This window comes from Wenjunlia vitaminophila DSM 41686 (genome assembly GCF_000380165.1).
Taxonomy (GTDB): Bacteria; Actinomycetota; Actinomycetes; order Streptomycetales; family Streptomycetaceae; genus Wenjunlia; species Wenjunlia vitaminophila.
The window spans coordinates 36,841-51,372 of sequence record NZ_KB904676.1; the positions used below are offsets into that span (position 1 = coordinate 36,841).

Below are 14,532 nucleotides of genomic sequence, written 5' to 3' on the forward strand. Positions count from 1 at the left end.
GGGGCCGTTGCTGGAGCAACACTAGGCCGATTCGCGAAGGGCGGTGACACCGCGTCCCGTTCCGACCGCGCTGGGCCATCCGGGAGAGCCGGTGGAAGCGCCGGTTCAACGGCTCGGGGAACGTCCGGCGAAACCCGCTTGGACCTGGGCGTTCGAGTGCTCCGGGGGCACCGGGGGCGCGCCGGCGACGATCCGGGTGGCGCCCTCGAGCAACAGGAGTTGTCGCTTCCGGGCGAGCCCGCCCGCGTAGCCGGTCAGCGCGCCGTCGGCGCCGACCACCCGGTGGCAGGGCCGGAGGATGGACAGGGGGTTGGCTCCGACCGCGGCCCCCACCGCCCGGGTCGCGCCGCGGGGGGCGCCGATGGTCGCGGTGACCTCGCCGTAGCTGCGGGTGGAACCGTAGGGGATGTCGTCCACCGCGCCCCACACCCGCTGCTGGAACTCGGTTCCGGTGGGCACCGGGACGAAGTCGAAGCGGGTCCGCCGCCCGGCGAAGTACTCGGCGAGCTGGGCGGCGATCTCGGTGAACGCGTCGGGGGCGTGGACCCAGTCGTCCTGGACGACCGCGCCCCCCTTCTGTCCGGGCACGCTGACCGCGGCGAGCGCGGTGCCGCCGGGGGCCGCGGCGCACTCCTCGCCCACCAGCAGCAGCTCGCCGACCGGGCTCGGAACGGTGGTGTGGATGACGGTCACGGGTCGGGTCCCTCCGCATGGTGCTGGTGGCGGGCAGCGGTGCCCGCCGGGGTGGGTTCATGTCCGGCGCACGGCCGGTCGGGTGCCGTCACCACGGCGCCACCAGCAACTCTGGACCGTTCCCCCGGTGGTTCCTAGCGGAAATCGGACGGCTTACTCGCACGCGCGAAAGGGCAGCGAACCCGGTTCTGAGCTGGGCTTCCTTCGTCCGCCCTGGAGCCAGACCGGGTGAGATCCCGGCGGCGTCGTGGCGTCAACGAGCCAAGAGCAGGTAAAATATTAGACTGCGCAACTATTTCCCGACTGCACCCGTTCCGTCGCTGGCGGGCCGGAGCCGTGCCAGAAAGGGCTGCCCCCTGAGCATCGACCGCCTCAACCAACTCCTGATCGTCTCCAGTGCCGTGCTGCTCGTGGCCGTCGCGGCCGTGCGCCTCTCCTCCCGCAGTGGCCTGCCCAGTCTCCTGCTCTATGTGGGCATCGGGGTGGCGATCGGTCAGGACGGGGTGTTCGGTGTCCAGTTCAACGACGCGGAACTGACGCAGGCACTCGGCTACGCGGCCCTGGTGGTGATCCTCGCCGAAGGCGGCCTCGGCACCAAGTGGCAGCAGATCAAGCCGGCGCTCCCGCTGGCGGCGGCGCTGTCCACCGTCGGGGTCGCGGTCAGCGTGGGCGTCACCGCGGCGGCGGCGCACCTGCTGGTCGGTCTGGACTGGAAACCATCGCTGTTGATGGGCGCGGTGGTGTCGTCGACCGACGCGGCCGCGGTCTTCTCGGTGCTGCGCAAGGTTCCGTTGCCGTCCCGCCTCTCCGGCGTGCTGGAGGCGGAGTCCGGGTTCAACGACGCCCCGGTGGTCATCCTGGTGGTGGCCTTCTCCACCACCGGCCACATCCACCCCTGGCCCCGGCTCCTCGCGGACATCGCCCTCGAGCTGGTCATCGGTGCGCTGATCGGCGTCGCCATCGGCAAGCTCGGTGCACTCGCGCTGCGCCACGTTGCCCTCCCCGCGTCCGGGCTCTACCCCATCGCGGTACTCGCTCTCGCCGTGTTCGCCTACGCCTGCGGGGCGCTCGCCCACGGCAGCGGCTTCCTCGCCGTCTACCTCGCCTCGGTGATCCTGGGCAACGCCAGGCTGCCGCACCGTCCGGCCACCCGGGGCTTCGCCGAGGGGCTGGCGTGGATAGCGCAGATCGGCCTGTTCGTGCTGCTCGGGCTGCTGGTCACCCCGCACGAGCTGGGCGACGACGTACTGCCGGCCGTGGTCGTCGGCCTGGCCCTGGTCCTGGTGGCCCGGCCCGCGTCCGTGCTGGTCGCCGCGCTGCCGTTCCGGCTGCCGTGGCGCGAGCGGGCCCTGCTGTCCTGGGCAGGGCTGCGCGGCGCCGTGCCGATCGTGCTGGCCACCATCCCGTTGGTCGAGGAGGTGCCGGGCGCCCGCCGCGTGTTCAACATCGTCTTCGTCCTGGTGATCGTCTTCACGCTGATCCAGGCACCGACGTTGCCCTGGCTGGCCCGCAGGCTCCGGATCGGAGGCGAGGAGGCTGCCGCCGACCTCGGGATCGAGTCGGCGCCTTTGGAACGGCTGCGCGGCCAGTTGCTCACCGTCTCCATCCCCGAGGCCTCCAGGATGCACGGTGTCGAGGTCGGGGAACTGCGGCTGCCCACGGGCTCCGCGGTCACCCTGGTGGTGCGGGAGGGCAGGAGCTTCGTCCCGCTGCCCACGACGATGTTGCAACGCGGCGACGAGTTGCTCGTGGTCTCCACCGACCAGGTCAGGGACGCCGCCGAGGAACGCCTGTGGGCGGTGGCCAGGGGCGGCAAGCTGGCGAGCTGGCTGGGGACCGGCAGCAGGCCCGGTTCCGGACGCTGACCGCCCCGCCGCACGGTGGGGCCACCCCCACCGAGACCCGCCTGACCAGGTCGAACACGCCTTGGGATATCGCACGGACGGGCGAGTGGAAGCCCGTTCCACCGGGTCGCGGTGGACTTATCACCTTGGAATGCTGCACCATGGACCGTCGTTAGCACTCAATGAGTAAGAGTGCCAGGAGGAGCACGTGCCGACCTACCAGTACCAGTGCACCGAATGCGGCGAGGGCCTCGAAGCGGTGCAGAAGTTCACCGACGAGGCGCTCACCACGTGCCCGAGCTGCGAGGGACGCCTGCGCAAGGTGTTCTCAGCCGTCGGTGTGGTGTTCAAGGGCTCCGGTTTCTACCGGAACGACAGCCGTGCCGGTGCTTCAGGGGGCGCCAAGTCCTCCTCCAACGCATCAGGCGAGTCGTCGTCCAAGGAATCCACCAGCGGTTCGTCGGGGTCCAAGGACTCCGGCGGGTCATCGACCAAGAGCGACAAGGGCTCGTCGTCCGGTTCGACGAAGACCGGTTCCACCACCGGCAGCACGGCCGCCTGAGCATGACGGCTCGGACGGACGGCCCACACGACCGGGCCAGCATCGGGGTGATCGGGGGCTCCGGCCTCTACACCTTCCTCGAGGACGTCACCGAGGTGGCCGTCGACACGCCCTACGGGGCCCCGAGCGACTCCCTGTTCCTCGGCGAGGTCGCCGGTCGGCGGGTGGCGTTCCTGCCCCGGCACGGCCGCAAGCACCACCTGCCGCCCCACCGGATCAACTACCGGGCCAACCTCTGGGCGCTGGCCTCGGTGGGCGTGCGGCAGGTGCTCGGGCCCTGCGCGGTCGGTGGGCTCCGCCCCGAGCTGGGGCCCGGCACACTGCTGGTGCCGGACCAGCTCGTGGACCGGACCCAGGGCCGGGCCCAGACCTACTACGACGGGGAACCACTCCCCGACGGCTCCGTGCCGAACGTGTGCCACGTCCCCTTCGCCGACCCGTACTGCCCAGCGGGACGCGCCGCGGCCCTGGACGCCGCCCGGACCAGCGGATGGGACCCGGTGGACGGCGGGACCATGGTCGTCGTCGAGGGGCCGCGGTTCTCCACCCGGGCCGAGTCACGCTGGTACACGGCGCAGGGCTGGTCCGTGGTGGGCATGACCGGGCACCCGGAGGCGGTGCTCGCCCGCGAGCTTGGGCTCTGCTACACCTCGCTGAACCTGGTCACCGACCTGGACGCGGGGGTGGAGGCGGGGGACGGCGTCACCCACCACGAGGTGCTCGAGGTCTTCGCCCGGAACGTGGACCGGCTGCGCTCGGTGCTCGTCACGACGCTCTCCGCGCTGCCGGGCGAACGGAACTGCCTCTGCGCGCGGACGCTCGACGGCCTGGACACCGGGCTGGTCATCCCGGGTTAACGGCCCTGGGACCAGCCGTGCACACCCGCCCCGCGCCCCTGCCTCCGGCCCTTCGCGCCGACCGCTGCCCCGGGCCGGTCCCGGTCCGCCGGGGGCGGCGGTCGAGCGGTGTCAGCACCAACGCGTTCACTCTCGCGAGTGAGCGCGTTGTGCACATCCGGGCCACTGTGCACAGTTCGATCATGCGGCGCACACGATCCGGCCGGGGCCGGGCATGGTGGTGCGGTCCACCAGGTTCCTCCCCAGGGCGGTGACTCACCGTGCTCGCTGTTCCCAGCGTGTCCCGCGTCCCAGTGTTCGAGCCGATCAGGGCCAAGGGCGGTCGCCACCGGTTACGGCGCACGCTCCGCAGGCGCCGCAGGGCGGTGGCGTCCGGGCTGGCCATGACGGTGGCCGCGCTCGCCGCCACTGCCCAGCGCGGCGCCGGTCCCCCGACGGCGCGGACCGAGCCGGTGCTCGTCGCCGCGCGTGACCTGTCGGCCGGGGCCCAGCTCCACAACGACGACGTCACCACCGCCCGGCTCCCCGCCGACCAGGTGCCCCGGGGTGTGGTGCGGCGGGCCGAGGGAGTGCGGGGGCGTACGCTCGCCGGCCCGGTGCGGCACGGTGAGCCGCTGACCGACCGACGGCTGCTGGGCCCCTCTCTGCTCGCGGGGTACGGTGCCCGCGGGGAGCACTACGTCGCCGCGCCCATCCGGGTGGCGGACGCCGCGACGGCGGCGCTGCTCCGCCCGGGCGACCGGATCGACGTGCTGGCCGGGCCGCTCACGGGGGCGGGTGAGCCGGCGGGCGACGGTTCCGCCAGAGTGGTGGCCGCGGGCGCCCGGGTGGTTGCGGTGCCCCCGCGGCAGGACGACGGCCCCGGGGCCGCGCGGGGCGCGCTGGTGGTCCTCGCGGTGCCGAGGGCGGTGGCCGCCGCCCTCGCCGGGGCGGCGACGGCGGCCACGCTCAGCGTGACGCTGCGCTGAGCCCCGCGCCCGGCGTGACCCATGACCGCGGTCGCCGTTGAGATCACATAACCGTCACGTGAGAGAAGAGCTTTGCACGATGGGTGGAAACCCCTCCGAGCGGTGGGTCAGGCCACTGCGGGACCCGCTCGCCGGGTTCAAGGAATTCCTGATGCGCGGCAACGTGGTGGAGCTCGCCGTCGCCGTCGTCGTGGGAACCGCCTTCACCAAGATCGTGGACTCGGTGGTCAAGGGCGTCATCAACCCCATCATCGGCGCGATGGGCAGCAAGGACCTGGAGCGCTACCGGTCCTGTCTGCGGGGGCCCTGCCACGTGACCGCCCAGGGGGAGGTCGACAAGGGGATCTACATCCTCTGGGGGCAGGTCATCAGCGCCACGCTGACCTTCCTGCTCACCGCGGCGGTCGTCTACTTCCTGATGATCCTGCCGATGAACCACTTCAACGAGATCCGCAAGCGCAAGCTCGCCAGGCCCGCGGAGGCGACGCCCGCCCAGCCCACCGAGCTCGAGCTGCTCACCGAGATACGGGACCTGCTGGCCCAGGGGCGAGCCGGCGTCCTGCCTGGCGACCAGGCCGTGGCCGGCCTCATCCCCAGGCCGGACCGCGGGCCGGCAGCCCAGCGGGAGAGCACGCAGGAGTGAGCCCAGCCGGCGCCGTGTCCGGTTCGCTCGGCCGGGGCGACCCGGGGCCCGGGGGTCACAGGTGGTGCGGGGGCTTCTCCGAGAGCAGGCGGTCGAGGTCGCCCTCCGTGCTCCGCTCGGACCAGCCGTGGTCCGTGTCCTCCGGGCTCTGCTGGGCCAACGGGTCTTCGAACACCAGGGGGTCGACGCTGCCACTCATGGGTCCAGGGTACGGGCAGCCCATTCGCGGGACGTGCCCGCGCGGGCACGCACCCGCCCGACGAACAGCCCCGCCGCGGCGGGGCCCGCGCCCCCGGCACAGCACGACGGCCCCTACCCGGGCCCGACCATCCTGGCGAACACCACCACGTTCCCCAGGTAGCCGAGTTGCTTGGAGTAGCCGCCACCGCAGGTGATGAGTCGCAGCTCGGGTTGTCCGGTCCGGCCGTAGACCCGTTCCCCGGGGAAGTCCTTCTTGTCGAACACCTCGACGCCGTAGACGACGAACTCGGCGACGCTCCCGTCCCTCCTGGTGATCTGGATGGTGTTCCCCTTCTCCAGGGCGCCGAGGCCGTAGAAGACGACAGGGCCCGCCTCGTTGTCCACGTGGCCGACGACGACCGAGGTGCCGTCGGCCCCTGGGGCGGGGGAGCCGCGGAACCACCCGGCGAGGTTGGTCCGCGTCGGGGGCGGCGGGGCTATCCCCCCGTCCTCGTCCGATCCCACGCCGGCCACGGGCGCCTCCACCCGGATCGCCGGGATGCTGATCGCCACGGGCGGGGACGCCGGCAGCGCCCGCACCGGGGTGCCCGTGCGGTGGGCCCGGACCCACGGGTGTCCCACCCCGCTCACCGCGGCGCTGGCCGGGGGCTGCGGCGGGCCGGTCCGCGCCGCCATGCCGTCACAGAGCATGCAGACCCCGATGGCCGCGGCGAAGGCGGCCACGCCCAGGGCGAACAGGTTGCCGCGCTCCGGCCGTCGCCGGGCGCCGCCAGCGCTGCCGCGAGGTGCCGTCATCGCCGTCCTCCGGGTGACCGGGCCCGTTCCAGGGACGCTAGGCCCGTCCCCCGTGCCCCGCGAGCGGGGGACGGCAAACGGGCGCCCCACGTTCCGTGCACGACCGCGCCCGCCTCCCCGACCAGCAGGTCCTGGCTGGGCCCGCCAACAGCCGGCGGTGCGGCCGACCAGGTTCCCGAAAACCGGAGCGGGCTCGCCGGAGGTCGGAGCGCAGCCGGGCGCCCGTTGCACCGCGCCCGTTCTTCAGGGGTCACCCGTGCTCCCGGCCTGGGCTCCCTTGGGCGCCTCGAGCGACACCCCTGGGGGGCAATCACCCCACTCACCGGGCCCGTGCTGGCCGGGGAGCGCCACCGATGGCGGGTCGTCACCTCAGCCATTCGGCGTCGCCCCGCCCTCCGCTCCACATGCGCCGGCGTCCGGGCCGGGCGAGGTTCTTGGTGGACGCGGAAACCCTCAACGCCTCGCGGAAAGCCCTTCCGCAGCCGCGTCCTGCGGAGGTTCGACATGCGTGCTGCACGCATCCTCGCGGCCGCGGTGCTGACCGGAGCGGCCCTGGGCGGCACGGCACCTGCGGCGCTCGCCGAAGAACCGACAGAGGCCACCAGGGATGCCGGTGAACAGAGTGAGGGGACGGGCAGCCACGCCCCGCACGACCTGAGAGTCACTCCCCAACGCGTCTACCAGGGCGGCAAGGTGACGGTCACCGTGCGGGGAGAGAACTGCCGGCACGGCCAGGGCCACGTCGAGTCGAGGGCGTTCCCTCGTACCGCTCTGAACGCGCTCAGGACCGAGGGCGCCGCCTACGCGGCACCGAGCGTCCACCGGGACATCTCGCCGGGGCCCTATGCCATCACTGTGTCCTGCAGGGGCAGGTCGGTCACCGGGGCGCCGTTCACGGTGATCCACGGCCATGGTCCGGAGGGGGGTGAGGGCGGCAGCGTCGAGGGCGTGAGCACCCTCCAGACGGCCGTCGGTGCGGCACTCGTGGCCGCGGCAGTCGGCGGAAGCGTCTACCTGACGCGCCGCCACTCGGACGGCGGTAGCGCCTGACCGGCTGAACCTCCCCGGTCTTGTCCACCGCCCCCGGTCCCGGGCCCCCCGAGGCGCCCGGGACCGGATCCACCCCCGTGTCCCCGATTCGGCGCCGTGACGACGACGGGGAGCGGAGGCGCCTGCGCCTGACCGCTCCCCGTGATCACACGGCGTCCCATGGCTTTCACGCGGCCTCGAGTCCGGTGGCCCGGGCCATGCGCTTCAGCTCGACCAGTGCGTGCTTCTCGATCTGCCGGATCCGCTCCCGGGTCAGCCCGTGCTGCTTGCCGACCTCGGTCAGGGTCCGTTCGCGCCCGTCCTCGATGCCGTAGCGGGCCCGGATGATCGACGCGGTGCGGTCGTCGAGACGGCCGATCAGCCCCTCCAACTCCTCGCGGCGCAGCATCACCAGCACCGACTCCTCCGGCGAGGACGCACCCGCGTCCTCCACCAGGTCGCCGAACTGGGTCTCGCCTTCGTCGTCCACGGTCATGTTCAGGCTCACCGGGTCACGGGCCCAGTCGAGCACGTCGGTGATCCGCTGCGGGGTGCTCCCCAGCTCGGCGGCGACCTCCACGGGCTCGGGATCGCGGCCGTGCTCACGGTTGAACTCCCGCTGGACGCGTCGGATCCGGCCCAGCTCCTCGACGAGGTGCACCGGAAGCCGAATGGTCCGCGACTGGTCCGCGATCGAACGGGTGATCGCCTGACGAATCCACCAGGTGGCATACGTGGAGAACTTGAAGCCCTTGGCGTAGTCGAACTTCTCCACGGCGCGCACCAGGCCCGCGTTCCCCTCCTGGATGAGGTCCAACAGGGGCAGACCACTGCGCGGGTAACGGCGCGCGACCGCCACCACGAGGCGCAGGTTGGAGCGGATGAAGACCTCCTTCGCCCGTTGCCCGGCCTCGGCTATCGCCTCGAGCTCCTTGTCGTCTGCCCCGGCGGCCGTGGTGCCGGAGTCCAGCAGTTGCTGGGCGTAGACGCCGGCCTCGATCTCCTTGGACAGCTCAACCTCGGTCTCCGCGTCGAGCAGAGGGGTCCGTGCGATCTCGTCCAGGTACATGCCGACCAGGTCGCGATCGGTGGCCTCCCCACCCACTGCGCGAACGCTGCCCTTCCCGTCGGTTCTGCCACGGGCGACGGCACGGGTTGCCATGCGTGCTCCCTTGCGGTTGGTTCTGGGTCGGTCGTGGAGTACCGAGCATCGAGCCGTAGGCCCGACTACTCGGAGTCCACCTAGCACAACGACTGGAATCCGGACAGAATTCCCATGTCGATCTGCGTTCTCTGCGGCGTTGCAGTACCCTGCCACCCCACACGCGATCGTCAGCTACCCAGCGTGATGGATCGCCTGCGTGGCGCGGACGCCCCGGCCTCGGGGGCTGCCAGCTCCAGGCGAGTGGCAGCCGTCCACGGGCAACGAGTCGGCCTCAGTTCCCCGTCCTCGTTGCCAACGCCACGAAACGGTGTTTTTCATCCTCGTACCGCGTCAGCCGCCAACCGGCCCGGGTCAGGGCCGGACGGAGGTTGGGCTCGGCCAGCAGGTCGTCGGGCCCCAGGACGCGGCCGTGTCGCGCGGCGAGCACGGCACGGCCCACCGGGTGGAAGAGCGCCAGTCGGGCCCCGGGGGCGCAGACCCGGGCCAGTTCCCGCAGCCCCGCGTGAGGATCGGGCAGGTGGTGCAGCACACCAGCGGCGAACACCCCGTGCAGCGCCCCGTCCCCCAGGGGCAGCCCGGCGCAGTCGGCCACCGCCAGGACCGCTGACCGCCCGCGCCCCAGTCGCGTGGCCTCCCGGAGCATGGCGGGGGTGAGGTCGGTGCCCAGCACCGTGCCCCGGGGGCCGACCGCCTCGCGCAGCAACGGCAGCGCTCGGCCCGTCCCACAGCCCACGTCGAGGACCACCTGCCCCGGGACCAGTCGCAGCAGCGCGACCGCTGCCCGGTACCTCGGCTCGTCATCGGGGAACCGCTTCTCCCAGCCCTCCGCACGAGGGGTGAAGAACGCCCTGGTCATCGCGTGCTCCCGGCCGGCAGCCACCATTTCGGCGAACCGCAGGCACGCTTCCCCGCGCTCCCGTCCCGCCCCTCGGGCGGGCAGCGACCAGATCGTGCGGGAGGACCTGCGAACGGCTCCCTCCGGCTCCTCCTCCCCCAGCAGCCGGGCCGCCGGGCCCAGCGTCAGCAAGGGCAGCTCGGCCGAGCGGGCGGCGTCCACCAGGGCGGACACCTCCAGATGCCCCTTCGGGTCCGCCGTCGCGGACGCCCCCGACGCCAGCGCGCTCCCGGAGAGCACCAGGGCCTCCACTCCGCGCAGGTCCGCCGGCAGCGGCTGGCCGACCCGCCAGGCCCGCACCTCGAGCCCGCTGAGGGCCAGCGCCTCGGCCAGCTCGGTCTCCGCCTCTGCCGGGGCCTCCCCGCCAGGCCCCAGGGCCGTGGTCAGCCCCAGCCACAACACCGCCACTGTTCGGCTCCTCCCCGTTCACCGCGCGCCACCTCGCCCGCGCGGTGCCAGCAGACACCATCCCGCCGGGTACCGCCGTACCTCCGGTCCACCAGCAAGGCCCGGCGCCGTCGCGTACCCCGGGGCTGGGTCCACATGCGTCCCCGGTGGGCGAAGAACCGTCCCTCCCCGTGCCGGGACGGCCCCGCATGATCCGACGACGCCGGGGTATCCGGGGGTTCCCCCCGTTCCACTGCTTCTGAGGAGTTCCGCATGGCCGAGAAGCGCTTCAGCCCCATCGACATCCAGAAGGCGCTGCACGGCGCCGGTTACCCGGCGAAGGCCAAGGACCTCGCAGCACTGGCCCGCAGGAACGGCGCCGACGACCGCATCGTCGAAATGATCGAGAAGTCGGGCCAGGAGCAGTTCGACAGACCCAGCGAGGTCCAGAAGGCCATCTTCCACTCAGCGTGAGCCTTCCGCGACGGTGCGGCCGGCGGAGTCGCTCCGCCGGCCGCACCGTCGCGGAACGGGACTCACCCCGTCTTTCGAGGCTGCGTCGGGTTCTCCGGCGTCCCGTGGGACGGCGGGGTCAGCGCGGGCCCACGGGTGCTGGGGCTGACCTTGCTCGTGGCATCCGGCCCCGGAGGGTGCTCGGGGGCCGGGGCGTCGGGCGTCCCACCCGAGGGAACCGCCCCCGCCGCCAGCTCCGCCAGCCGGGCCGACATGGCCTGGACCACGGGCAGGCGGTCGCCGTGGGCGCGCTCGTAGTCGAGCAACCGCTCCAGGTCGTCCCGGCCCAGGGAACGGATGCGGTGACGCAGGCTCCCCACCGGCAGGTGGTCGTAGTCGGGGATCGGCAGGTTCTCGCGCTCGCTCATCGCCACACCTCACCTGATGTCTCCAGACCGGACTTTCGCCGGCTGGTGTGGGTACCCCGTATCGCGCCCGTCGATTCACCCCAGCGGAGGACCGTGGTCCCCCGCGGGAACGACGACCGCGGGAGACCACGGCGTTGCGGGGGCGTCCTCCCGAGAGGAGGGGAGGAGGGGAGCCCCCGGTCCGTGACGTGTTCAGCCAGGCCCTCTCGCACGGGCGGTCACACGTGCCGCCCTCACCGTCGGGACGCCGAAGCACCGACGGCACCCACCACAACGTCCCGCGGTCCCCACGGTCACGCCCACTGCGCCGAACCGGTGACGCCCATCGCCGAGGGGACGGCGACCCACGGTCGCACCTCGGCCCCGGTAGCAGATCGGCGTGGTGGCGACCACGGTTGTGCACACCATGTGGCGCGGGACACCCAGCGGGAGGCGATCAGCCACATGGACCGGCTGCTCGGGCGGCCTCGCGACCGTGGTTGATCACTGCCGTTGATGTCAGAACCTGATGTCAAACGCCCCGGACCATGATCGGTCCGGGGCGTTTCGGCTTGTGCCCCAGGCAGGATTCGAACCTGCGACACCCGCTTTAGGAGAGCGGGTGTCATCCAACCCAGACTTGCTGGTTAAGGGCTTGCGAGACCTTCCGCGAAGATCATTTAGGAGAAAAATTGGAGATCACCTTCTAGGAGGCCTTCTCGAGGCTCACACGGCCCCACAGCGTCTCCAACCCGACGTTCGCCATCGCCTTCCAGAATAGTTCCTCCAAGCCCTCCAGGCGCTCGGCACGCATCCCGGGCGTGGGCTTCTGGTAGTGCCGCTTGATCCCCGGCCGCCGGTGCCCAGCCGCCTCGAACGCCAGGGGCTCCTTCACCCCGATCTCCGCCTGCATCGTGTCGTGCAGAGCGCGCAGCGCCTGCATGTCGAGGCCGGGAAGGATCGGCTCCCACGCCGGCCGGTACGCCACGCCGCGCCGCCGAGGACGCTCCGGCCGGCCGTCACAGGCCGGGCGGAGCGTCTTCGACCAGTTCCCTCGTCGCCACGGGGTGCCGCTGTCGGTGCTGAAGATGCGCTCGTGCGGCCAGTCGTCCAGGTGGTGACGCAGCAGCCGGGCCAGGAAGGGCGGGACGTCGATGTCGCGCGTCGACCCGTCGTTCTTGGTGGGCTCGAGCCTCAGGACGTACCCCTTCTTCTCGCCTTGCTCGTCGCGCTCCTGGTACTCGGCGTACTCCTCGACAACTCGCAGGATGGGGCAGACGAACTCGGCGGCGCCCCACGGCTGCCGCCTGGTCAGCAGCGTGTTGTCCCGGTGAAGGCCGAGTCCCTCACCCCACCGCAGGCCGGTGAACGCGGTCGTCAGGATGTGGATGCCGCGGGCGGGCCCGAGGCGTTCGGCCACCAGGATGGCGGCTTCGGGCCGGGCGCCGCCGTCCTGGACCTTCGGCGCCTTCGGCCTGACGGTGTCGAAGGAGGTGACTCGAGTGCGGCGCCGGCCGAAGAGCGGGTTGACGGTGATGTGCTGCGCGTCCACCGCGGCCGTCATGATCGTGGACATCAGCGAAACGCAGTGCCCGCGGCTGACCTCCTCGACGGGCAGCGTCTGTTGCCAGGAGTCCACGTCGAACCAGGTGATCGCCCCGAGAGGGGTGTGTTCCCACCTAGGGAGGATGTGGTTCTCCAGCCGGTCCCACCGGGTGCCGACGGTGCGGCCCCTCTTCTGCCTGGACGCCATGAAGGTCCGCGCGAACGCGCCGAAGGTGGTGGCGCGCTTCTGGGGGTCTATCCAGGTGCCGGCCTTGATCTGCCGCTCCTGCTCGCGGCCCCAGGCGACGGCTGTCTTCTTCGTCGGGAAGCCCGACTCACTTCCGTACGTGCCGTCAGGTAGCAGGTACCGCGCCCGCCAGGTGACCTTACCTTTGCTTCCGCGCGCCGTACTGACGACTTTCTCGGCATACCCCATGGCAACCCCTCACTCGTGGTCTGTGGAGTGGGGGGGACGCGGCAGGGGGTCGTCCACGCGTTCCCAGTAGCGACGAGCCACGGAGGTGTTGAGTGCCTGCTCGACCAGCGCGCTGACCCGCTCGGCGGGGAGCGCCGCGTCTACGTATATCTCGTAGCAATCGAGATCGTCCAGTACCAGGAGTTCGGTGTTGTGCGGCATGCCCGCGACGCGCATCACCTGTACCCGCGCCATTGCGTCCCCCAGACCTTCGAGTGGTGCCCCCTCTCGCAGGTCCGCCCCATATAACCACACAACGGGTGGTTACACAGGAACAATTCGCTGTTTCCCCAAGGTCACGTGTCGGTGTCCGCTGACTCGCTTTGCGCGCCGAGCTTGCCCAGGTGACGCTGTGTCCGGCGCCACGCCAGGAGGTCTCTCCGGATTTCCTCGGGGGAGGCGTCGGGGCGCCCTTTCATGATCACGATCATGCGGGCGTCGGAGCCCAGTTCGGTCAAGTCCAGGACCGTGGCGCCCAGGAGCGCCCCTTCCCGCAACTCCTCGGCGACGAGCACGGGGAGGTCATCCACCTCCGGGGCCTGGCGGGCAGGACGCCCTTCGGGGGCGCCTTCTCGGATCGGTTCTCTTCCGGCGAGCACCGCCTCCAGGGACCCGTCTTGCCACCCGACCAGGCGCGCGTAGCTGCGCATCGTGCCGGTGGGTTTGGCTCGCGGGTCGCCGCGCTCGATCGACTGGATCGGCGTACGGCTGACGCCGATCCGGTCTGCCACCTGTCGCTGGGTCAAGCCGAGGGCCTTGCGAGCCTCTACCAGCTCGCGGCCCAGTCGCTCCCAGTCAGTGCTCATGGCTCACATCATGCCGTAGGTGAATGCAACCCTGCGAGGGCAGTTCTAGCCGATTGACCAGCGATCGAGCAAGGAAAGAGGGCGTCAAGGGTTGCACGTGGGCAACCAGTAGCCTCAGTTCACGCCGCTACTACCCTCTCGAGGGCTCTAAAAAAGTGCCCACAACGTGCTCCCAACGCTTGCCCAACGTAGTGCCAGCGGGCTAGCTTTGAGCGCGTGAGACTGAACGGGCCCGCCGTAAGGGAGCTCAGAAGAGCACGCAATGTTGGCCTTCGGCAGCTCGCCGACCAGATCGGACGCAATCGCGGCTACCTCTCCCGCCTAGAGCGGGATCTGGTCCGCGAGCCGGCCGACGAGGTCGTCCACCTGCTCGCCGAGGCGCTGGCGGTGCCCGTGATCGCCATCACCCGCGATATCCCCAAGGAGTCACCGTGACGGCCACCAGGATGCGCGTCGCGCGACCGGAGCCCCCGGCGCCGAGCACGCCGGAGGGGGAGCTGTACCACTACACGCCCGAGGAGACCGCCTACTGGCTGCCCTTCTCGCCGCGGAAGCTCAAGGAAATGGCCTACGAGCGGGAGATCCCGCACGTCAACAACGGAAACCGCGTGTGGTTCAGCGGTGCGCACATTCGGGCCATCAGCCGCCAGTTCACGCGGGAGCCGCTTAAGCAGCCGCTCTCGGTCTCGGCCTGACCAACGCGCGAGAGGCCGCCTCGGCGGACACCAGGCGGCCTCTCCGACCCACCCACACAGCTCAACGAGAGAGGTGGACCGTGTCCACATCATTCCAGACCCCACGCCCGCC

18 protein-coding genes are annotated in these 14,532 nt (G+C 71.5%); 9 read left to right on the plus strand and 9 right to left on the minus strand.

Features of this window, described 5'->3' with window-relative positions; all coding sequences use genetic code 11:
• Window positions 1-105: 105 nt before the first annotated feature.
• Window positions 106-693, minus strand: coding sequence for a methylated-DNA--[protein]-cysteine S-methyltransferase (locus A3IG_RS0116130; protein WP_018384612.1), 588 nt, complete (start codon window positions 691-693; stop codon window positions 106-108).
• Between the two features lie 401 nt (window positions 694-1,094).
• Here A3IG_RS0116130 and A3IG_RS0116135 point away from each other — a divergent pair, with 401 nt between their 5' ends.
• The 5 genes from A3IG_RS0116135 (at window position 1,095) to mscL (ending at window position 5,567) form a co-directional block, all read left to right on the plus strand.
• Window positions 1,095-2,558, plus strand: a complete 1,464-nt coding sequence (locus tag A3IG_RS0116135; protein ID WP_018384613.1) for a potassium/proton antiporter — start codon at window positions 1,095-1,097, stop codon at window positions 2,556-2,558.
• Window positions 2,559-2,745: 187 nt separating this feature from the next.
• Window positions 2,746-3,099, plus strand: coding sequence for an FmdB family zinc ribbon protein (locus tag A3IG_RS0116140; protein WP_018384614.1), 354 nt, complete (start codon window positions 2,746-2,748; stop codon window positions 3,097-3,099).
• 2 nt (window positions 3,100-3,101) lie between these two features.
• Window positions 3,102-3,956, plus strand: a complete 855-nt coding sequence (locus A3IG_RS0116145; RefSeq protein ID WP_018384615.1) for an S-methyl-5'-thioadenosine phosphorylase — start codon at window positions 3,102-3,104, stop codon at window positions 3,954-3,956.
• 278 nt (window positions 3,957-4,234) lie between these two features.
• Window positions 4,235-4,924, plus strand: coding sequence for a Flp pilus assembly protein CpaB (gene cpaB / locus A3IG_RS0116150; RefSeq protein ID WP_158676914.1), 690 nt, complete (start codon window positions 4,235-4,237; stop codon window positions 4,922-4,924).
• 79 nt (window positions 4,925-5,003) lie between these two features.
• Window positions 5,004-5,567, plus strand: coding sequence for a large conductance mechanosensitive channel protein MscL (gene mscL / locus A3IG_RS29980; RefSeq protein ID WP_018384617.1), 564 nt, complete (start codon window positions 5,004-5,006; stop codon window positions 5,565-5,567).
• 55 nt (window positions 5,568-5,622) lie between these two features.
• Here the strand turns inward: mscL and A3IG_RS34580 are convergent, their stop codons facing one another.
• The gene (locus tag A3IG_RS34580) at window positions 5,623-5,766 is read right to left on the minus strand and encodes a hypothetical protein (RefSeq protein ID WP_018384618.1); all 144 of its coding nucleotides are present in this window, start codon (window positions 5,764-5,766) and stop codon (window positions 5,623-5,625) included.
• A gap of 113 nt (window positions 5,767-5,879) precedes the next feature.
• A complete protein-coding gene (locus A3IG_RS0116165) occupies window positions 5,880-6,563 on the minus strand; it encodes a class F sortase (RefSeq protein ID WP_018384619.1) in 684 nt (227 codons plus the stop codon).
• A 504-nt stretch (window positions 6,564-7,067) separates the two neighbouring features.
• Between A3IG_RS0116165 and A3IG_RS0116170 the strand changes: the two genes are divergently transcribed.
• Window positions 7,068-7,613 carry a hypothetical protein gene (locus A3IG_RS0116170; RefSeq protein ID WP_018384620.1) on the plus strand — a complete coding sequence of 182 codons (546 nt, stop codon included), beginning with the start codon at window positions 7,068-7,070 and terminating at the stop codon, window positions 7,611-7,613.
• A 166-nt stretch (window positions 7,614-7,779) separates the two neighbouring features.
• On the opposite strand, the gene A3IG_RS0116175 is transcribed toward A3IG_RS0116170, so the two are convergent.
• Window positions 7,780-8,754, minus strand: coding sequence for a sigma-70 family RNA polymerase sigma factor (locus A3IG_RS0116175; protein ID WP_026220317.1), 975 nt, complete (start codon window positions 8,752-8,754; stop codon window positions 7,780-7,782).
• Between the two features lie 274 nt (window positions 8,755-9,028).
• The gene (locus A3IG_RS35970; protein WP_026220318.1) at window positions 9,029-9,640 is read right to left on the minus strand and encodes a class I SAM-dependent methyltransferase; all 612 of its coding nucleotides are present in this window, start codon (window positions 9,638-9,640) and stop codon (window positions 9,029-9,031) included.
• Between the two features lie 672 nt (window positions 9,641-10,312).
• Here A3IG_RS35970 and A3IG_RS0116185 point away from each other — a divergent pair.
• Complete coding sequence (locus A3IG_RS0116185; protein ID WP_018384623.1) at window positions 10,313-10,513, plus strand: DUF2795 domain-containing protein; 201 nt, start codon at window positions 10,313-10,315, stop codon at window positions 10,511-10,513.
• 62 nt (window positions 10,514-10,575) lie between these two features.
• Here the strand turns inward: A3IG_RS0116185 and A3IG_RS0116190 are convergent, their stop codons facing one another.
• From A3IG_RS0116190 to A3IG_RS29985, 4 genes are all read right to left on the minus strand, one after another.
• Complete coding sequence (locus A3IG_RS0116190) at window positions 10,576-10,920, minus strand: hypothetical protein (protein ID WP_018384624.1); 345 nt, start codon at window positions 10,918-10,920, stop codon at window positions 10,576-10,578.
• 685 nt (window positions 10,921-11,605) lie between these two features.
• Complete coding sequence (locus tag A3IG_RS0116195; RefSeq protein ID WP_018384625.1) at window positions 11,606-12,880, minus strand: site-specific integrase; 1,275 nt, start codon at window positions 12,878-12,880, stop codon at window positions 11,606-11,608.
• 9 nt (window positions 12,881-12,889) lie between these two features.
• Window positions 12,890-13,114 (minus strand): hypothetical protein, encoded by a 225-nt coding sequence (locus A3IG_RS0116200; protein WP_018384626.1) that lies wholly within the window; start codon window positions 13,112-13,114, stop codon window positions 12,890-12,892.
• A 101-nt stretch (window positions 13,115-13,215) separates the two neighbouring features.
• A complete protein-coding gene (locus A3IG_RS29985; protein ID WP_018384627.1) occupies window positions 13,216-13,725 on the minus strand; it encodes a helix-turn-helix domain-containing protein in 510 nt (169 codons plus the stop codon).
• Between the two features lie 216 nt (window positions 13,726-13,941).
• Here A3IG_RS29985 and A3IG_RS0116210 point away from each other — a divergent pair, with 216 nt between their 5' ends.
• Window positions 13,942-14,160: a helix-turn-helix domain-containing protein gene (locus tag A3IG_RS0116210; protein WP_018384628.1), complete on the plus strand. Its 219-nt coding sequence runs from the start codon at window positions 13,942-13,944 to the stop codon at window positions 14,158-14,160.
• Window positions 14,157-14,420 carry a MerR family transcriptional regulator gene (locus A3IG_RS29990; protein ID WP_018384629.1) on the plus strand — a complete coding sequence of 88 codons (264 nt, stop codon included), beginning with the start codon at window positions 14,157-14,159 and terminating at the stop codon, window positions 14,418-14,420. Before A3IG_RS0116210 ends, A3IG_RS29990 begins: the two co-directional genes overlap by 4 nt.
• The last annotated feature ends 112 nt before the right edge of the window (window positions 14,421-14,532 follow it).

Bases quoted from the DNA above. Each gene is read 5' to 3' on its own strand.
- A3IG_RS0116145 (WP_018384615.1), top strand. From the start codon at position 3,102: ATGACGGCTCGGACGGACGGCCCACACGACCGGGCCAGCATCGGGGTG.
- mscL (WP_018384617.1), top strand. From the start codon at position 5,004: ATGGGTGGAAACCCCTCCGAGCGGTGGGTCAGGCCACTGCGGGACCCG.
- A3IG_RS34580 (WP_018384618.1), bottom strand. From the start codon at position 5,766: ATGAGTGGCAGCGTCGACCCCCTGGTGTTCGAAGACCCGTTGGCCCAG.
- A3IG_RS0116165 (WP_018384619.1), bottom strand. From the start codon at position 6,563: ATGACGGCACCTCGCGGCAGCGCTGGCGGCGCCCGGCGACGGCCGGAG.
- A3IG_RS0116170 (WP_018384620.1), top strand. From the start codon at position 7,068: ATGCGTGCTGCACGCATCCTCGCGGCCGCGGTGCTGACCGGAGCGGCC.
- A3IG_RS0116175 (WP_026220317.1), bottom strand. From the start codon at position 8,754: ATGGCAACCCGTGCCGTCGCCCGTGGCAGAACCGACGGGAAGGGCAGC.
- A3IG_RS35970 (WP_026220318.1), bottom strand. From the start codon at position 9,640: ATGGTGGCTGCCGGCCGGGAGCACGCGATGACCAGGGCGTTCTTCACC.
- A3IG_RS0116185 (WP_018384623.1), top strand. From the start codon at position 10,313: ATGGCCGAGAAGCGCTTCAGCCCCATCGACATCCAGAAGGCGCTGCAC.
- A3IG_RS0116190 (WP_018384624.1), bottom strand. From the start codon at position 10,920: ATGAGCGAGCGCGAGAACCTGCCGATCCCCGACTACGACCACCTGCCG.
- A3IG_RS0116195 (WP_018384625.1), bottom strand. From the start codon at position 12,880: ATGGGGTATGCCGAGAAAGTCGTCAGTACGGCGCGCGGAAGCAAAGGT.
- A3IG_RS0116200 (WP_018384626.1), bottom strand. From the start codon at position 13,114: ATGGCGCGGGTACAGGTGATGCGCGTCGCGGGCATGCCGCACAACACC.
- A3IG_RS29985 (WP_018384627.1), bottom strand. From the start codon at position 13,725: ATGAGCACTGACTGGGAGCGACTGGGCCGCGAGCTGGTAGAGGCTCGC.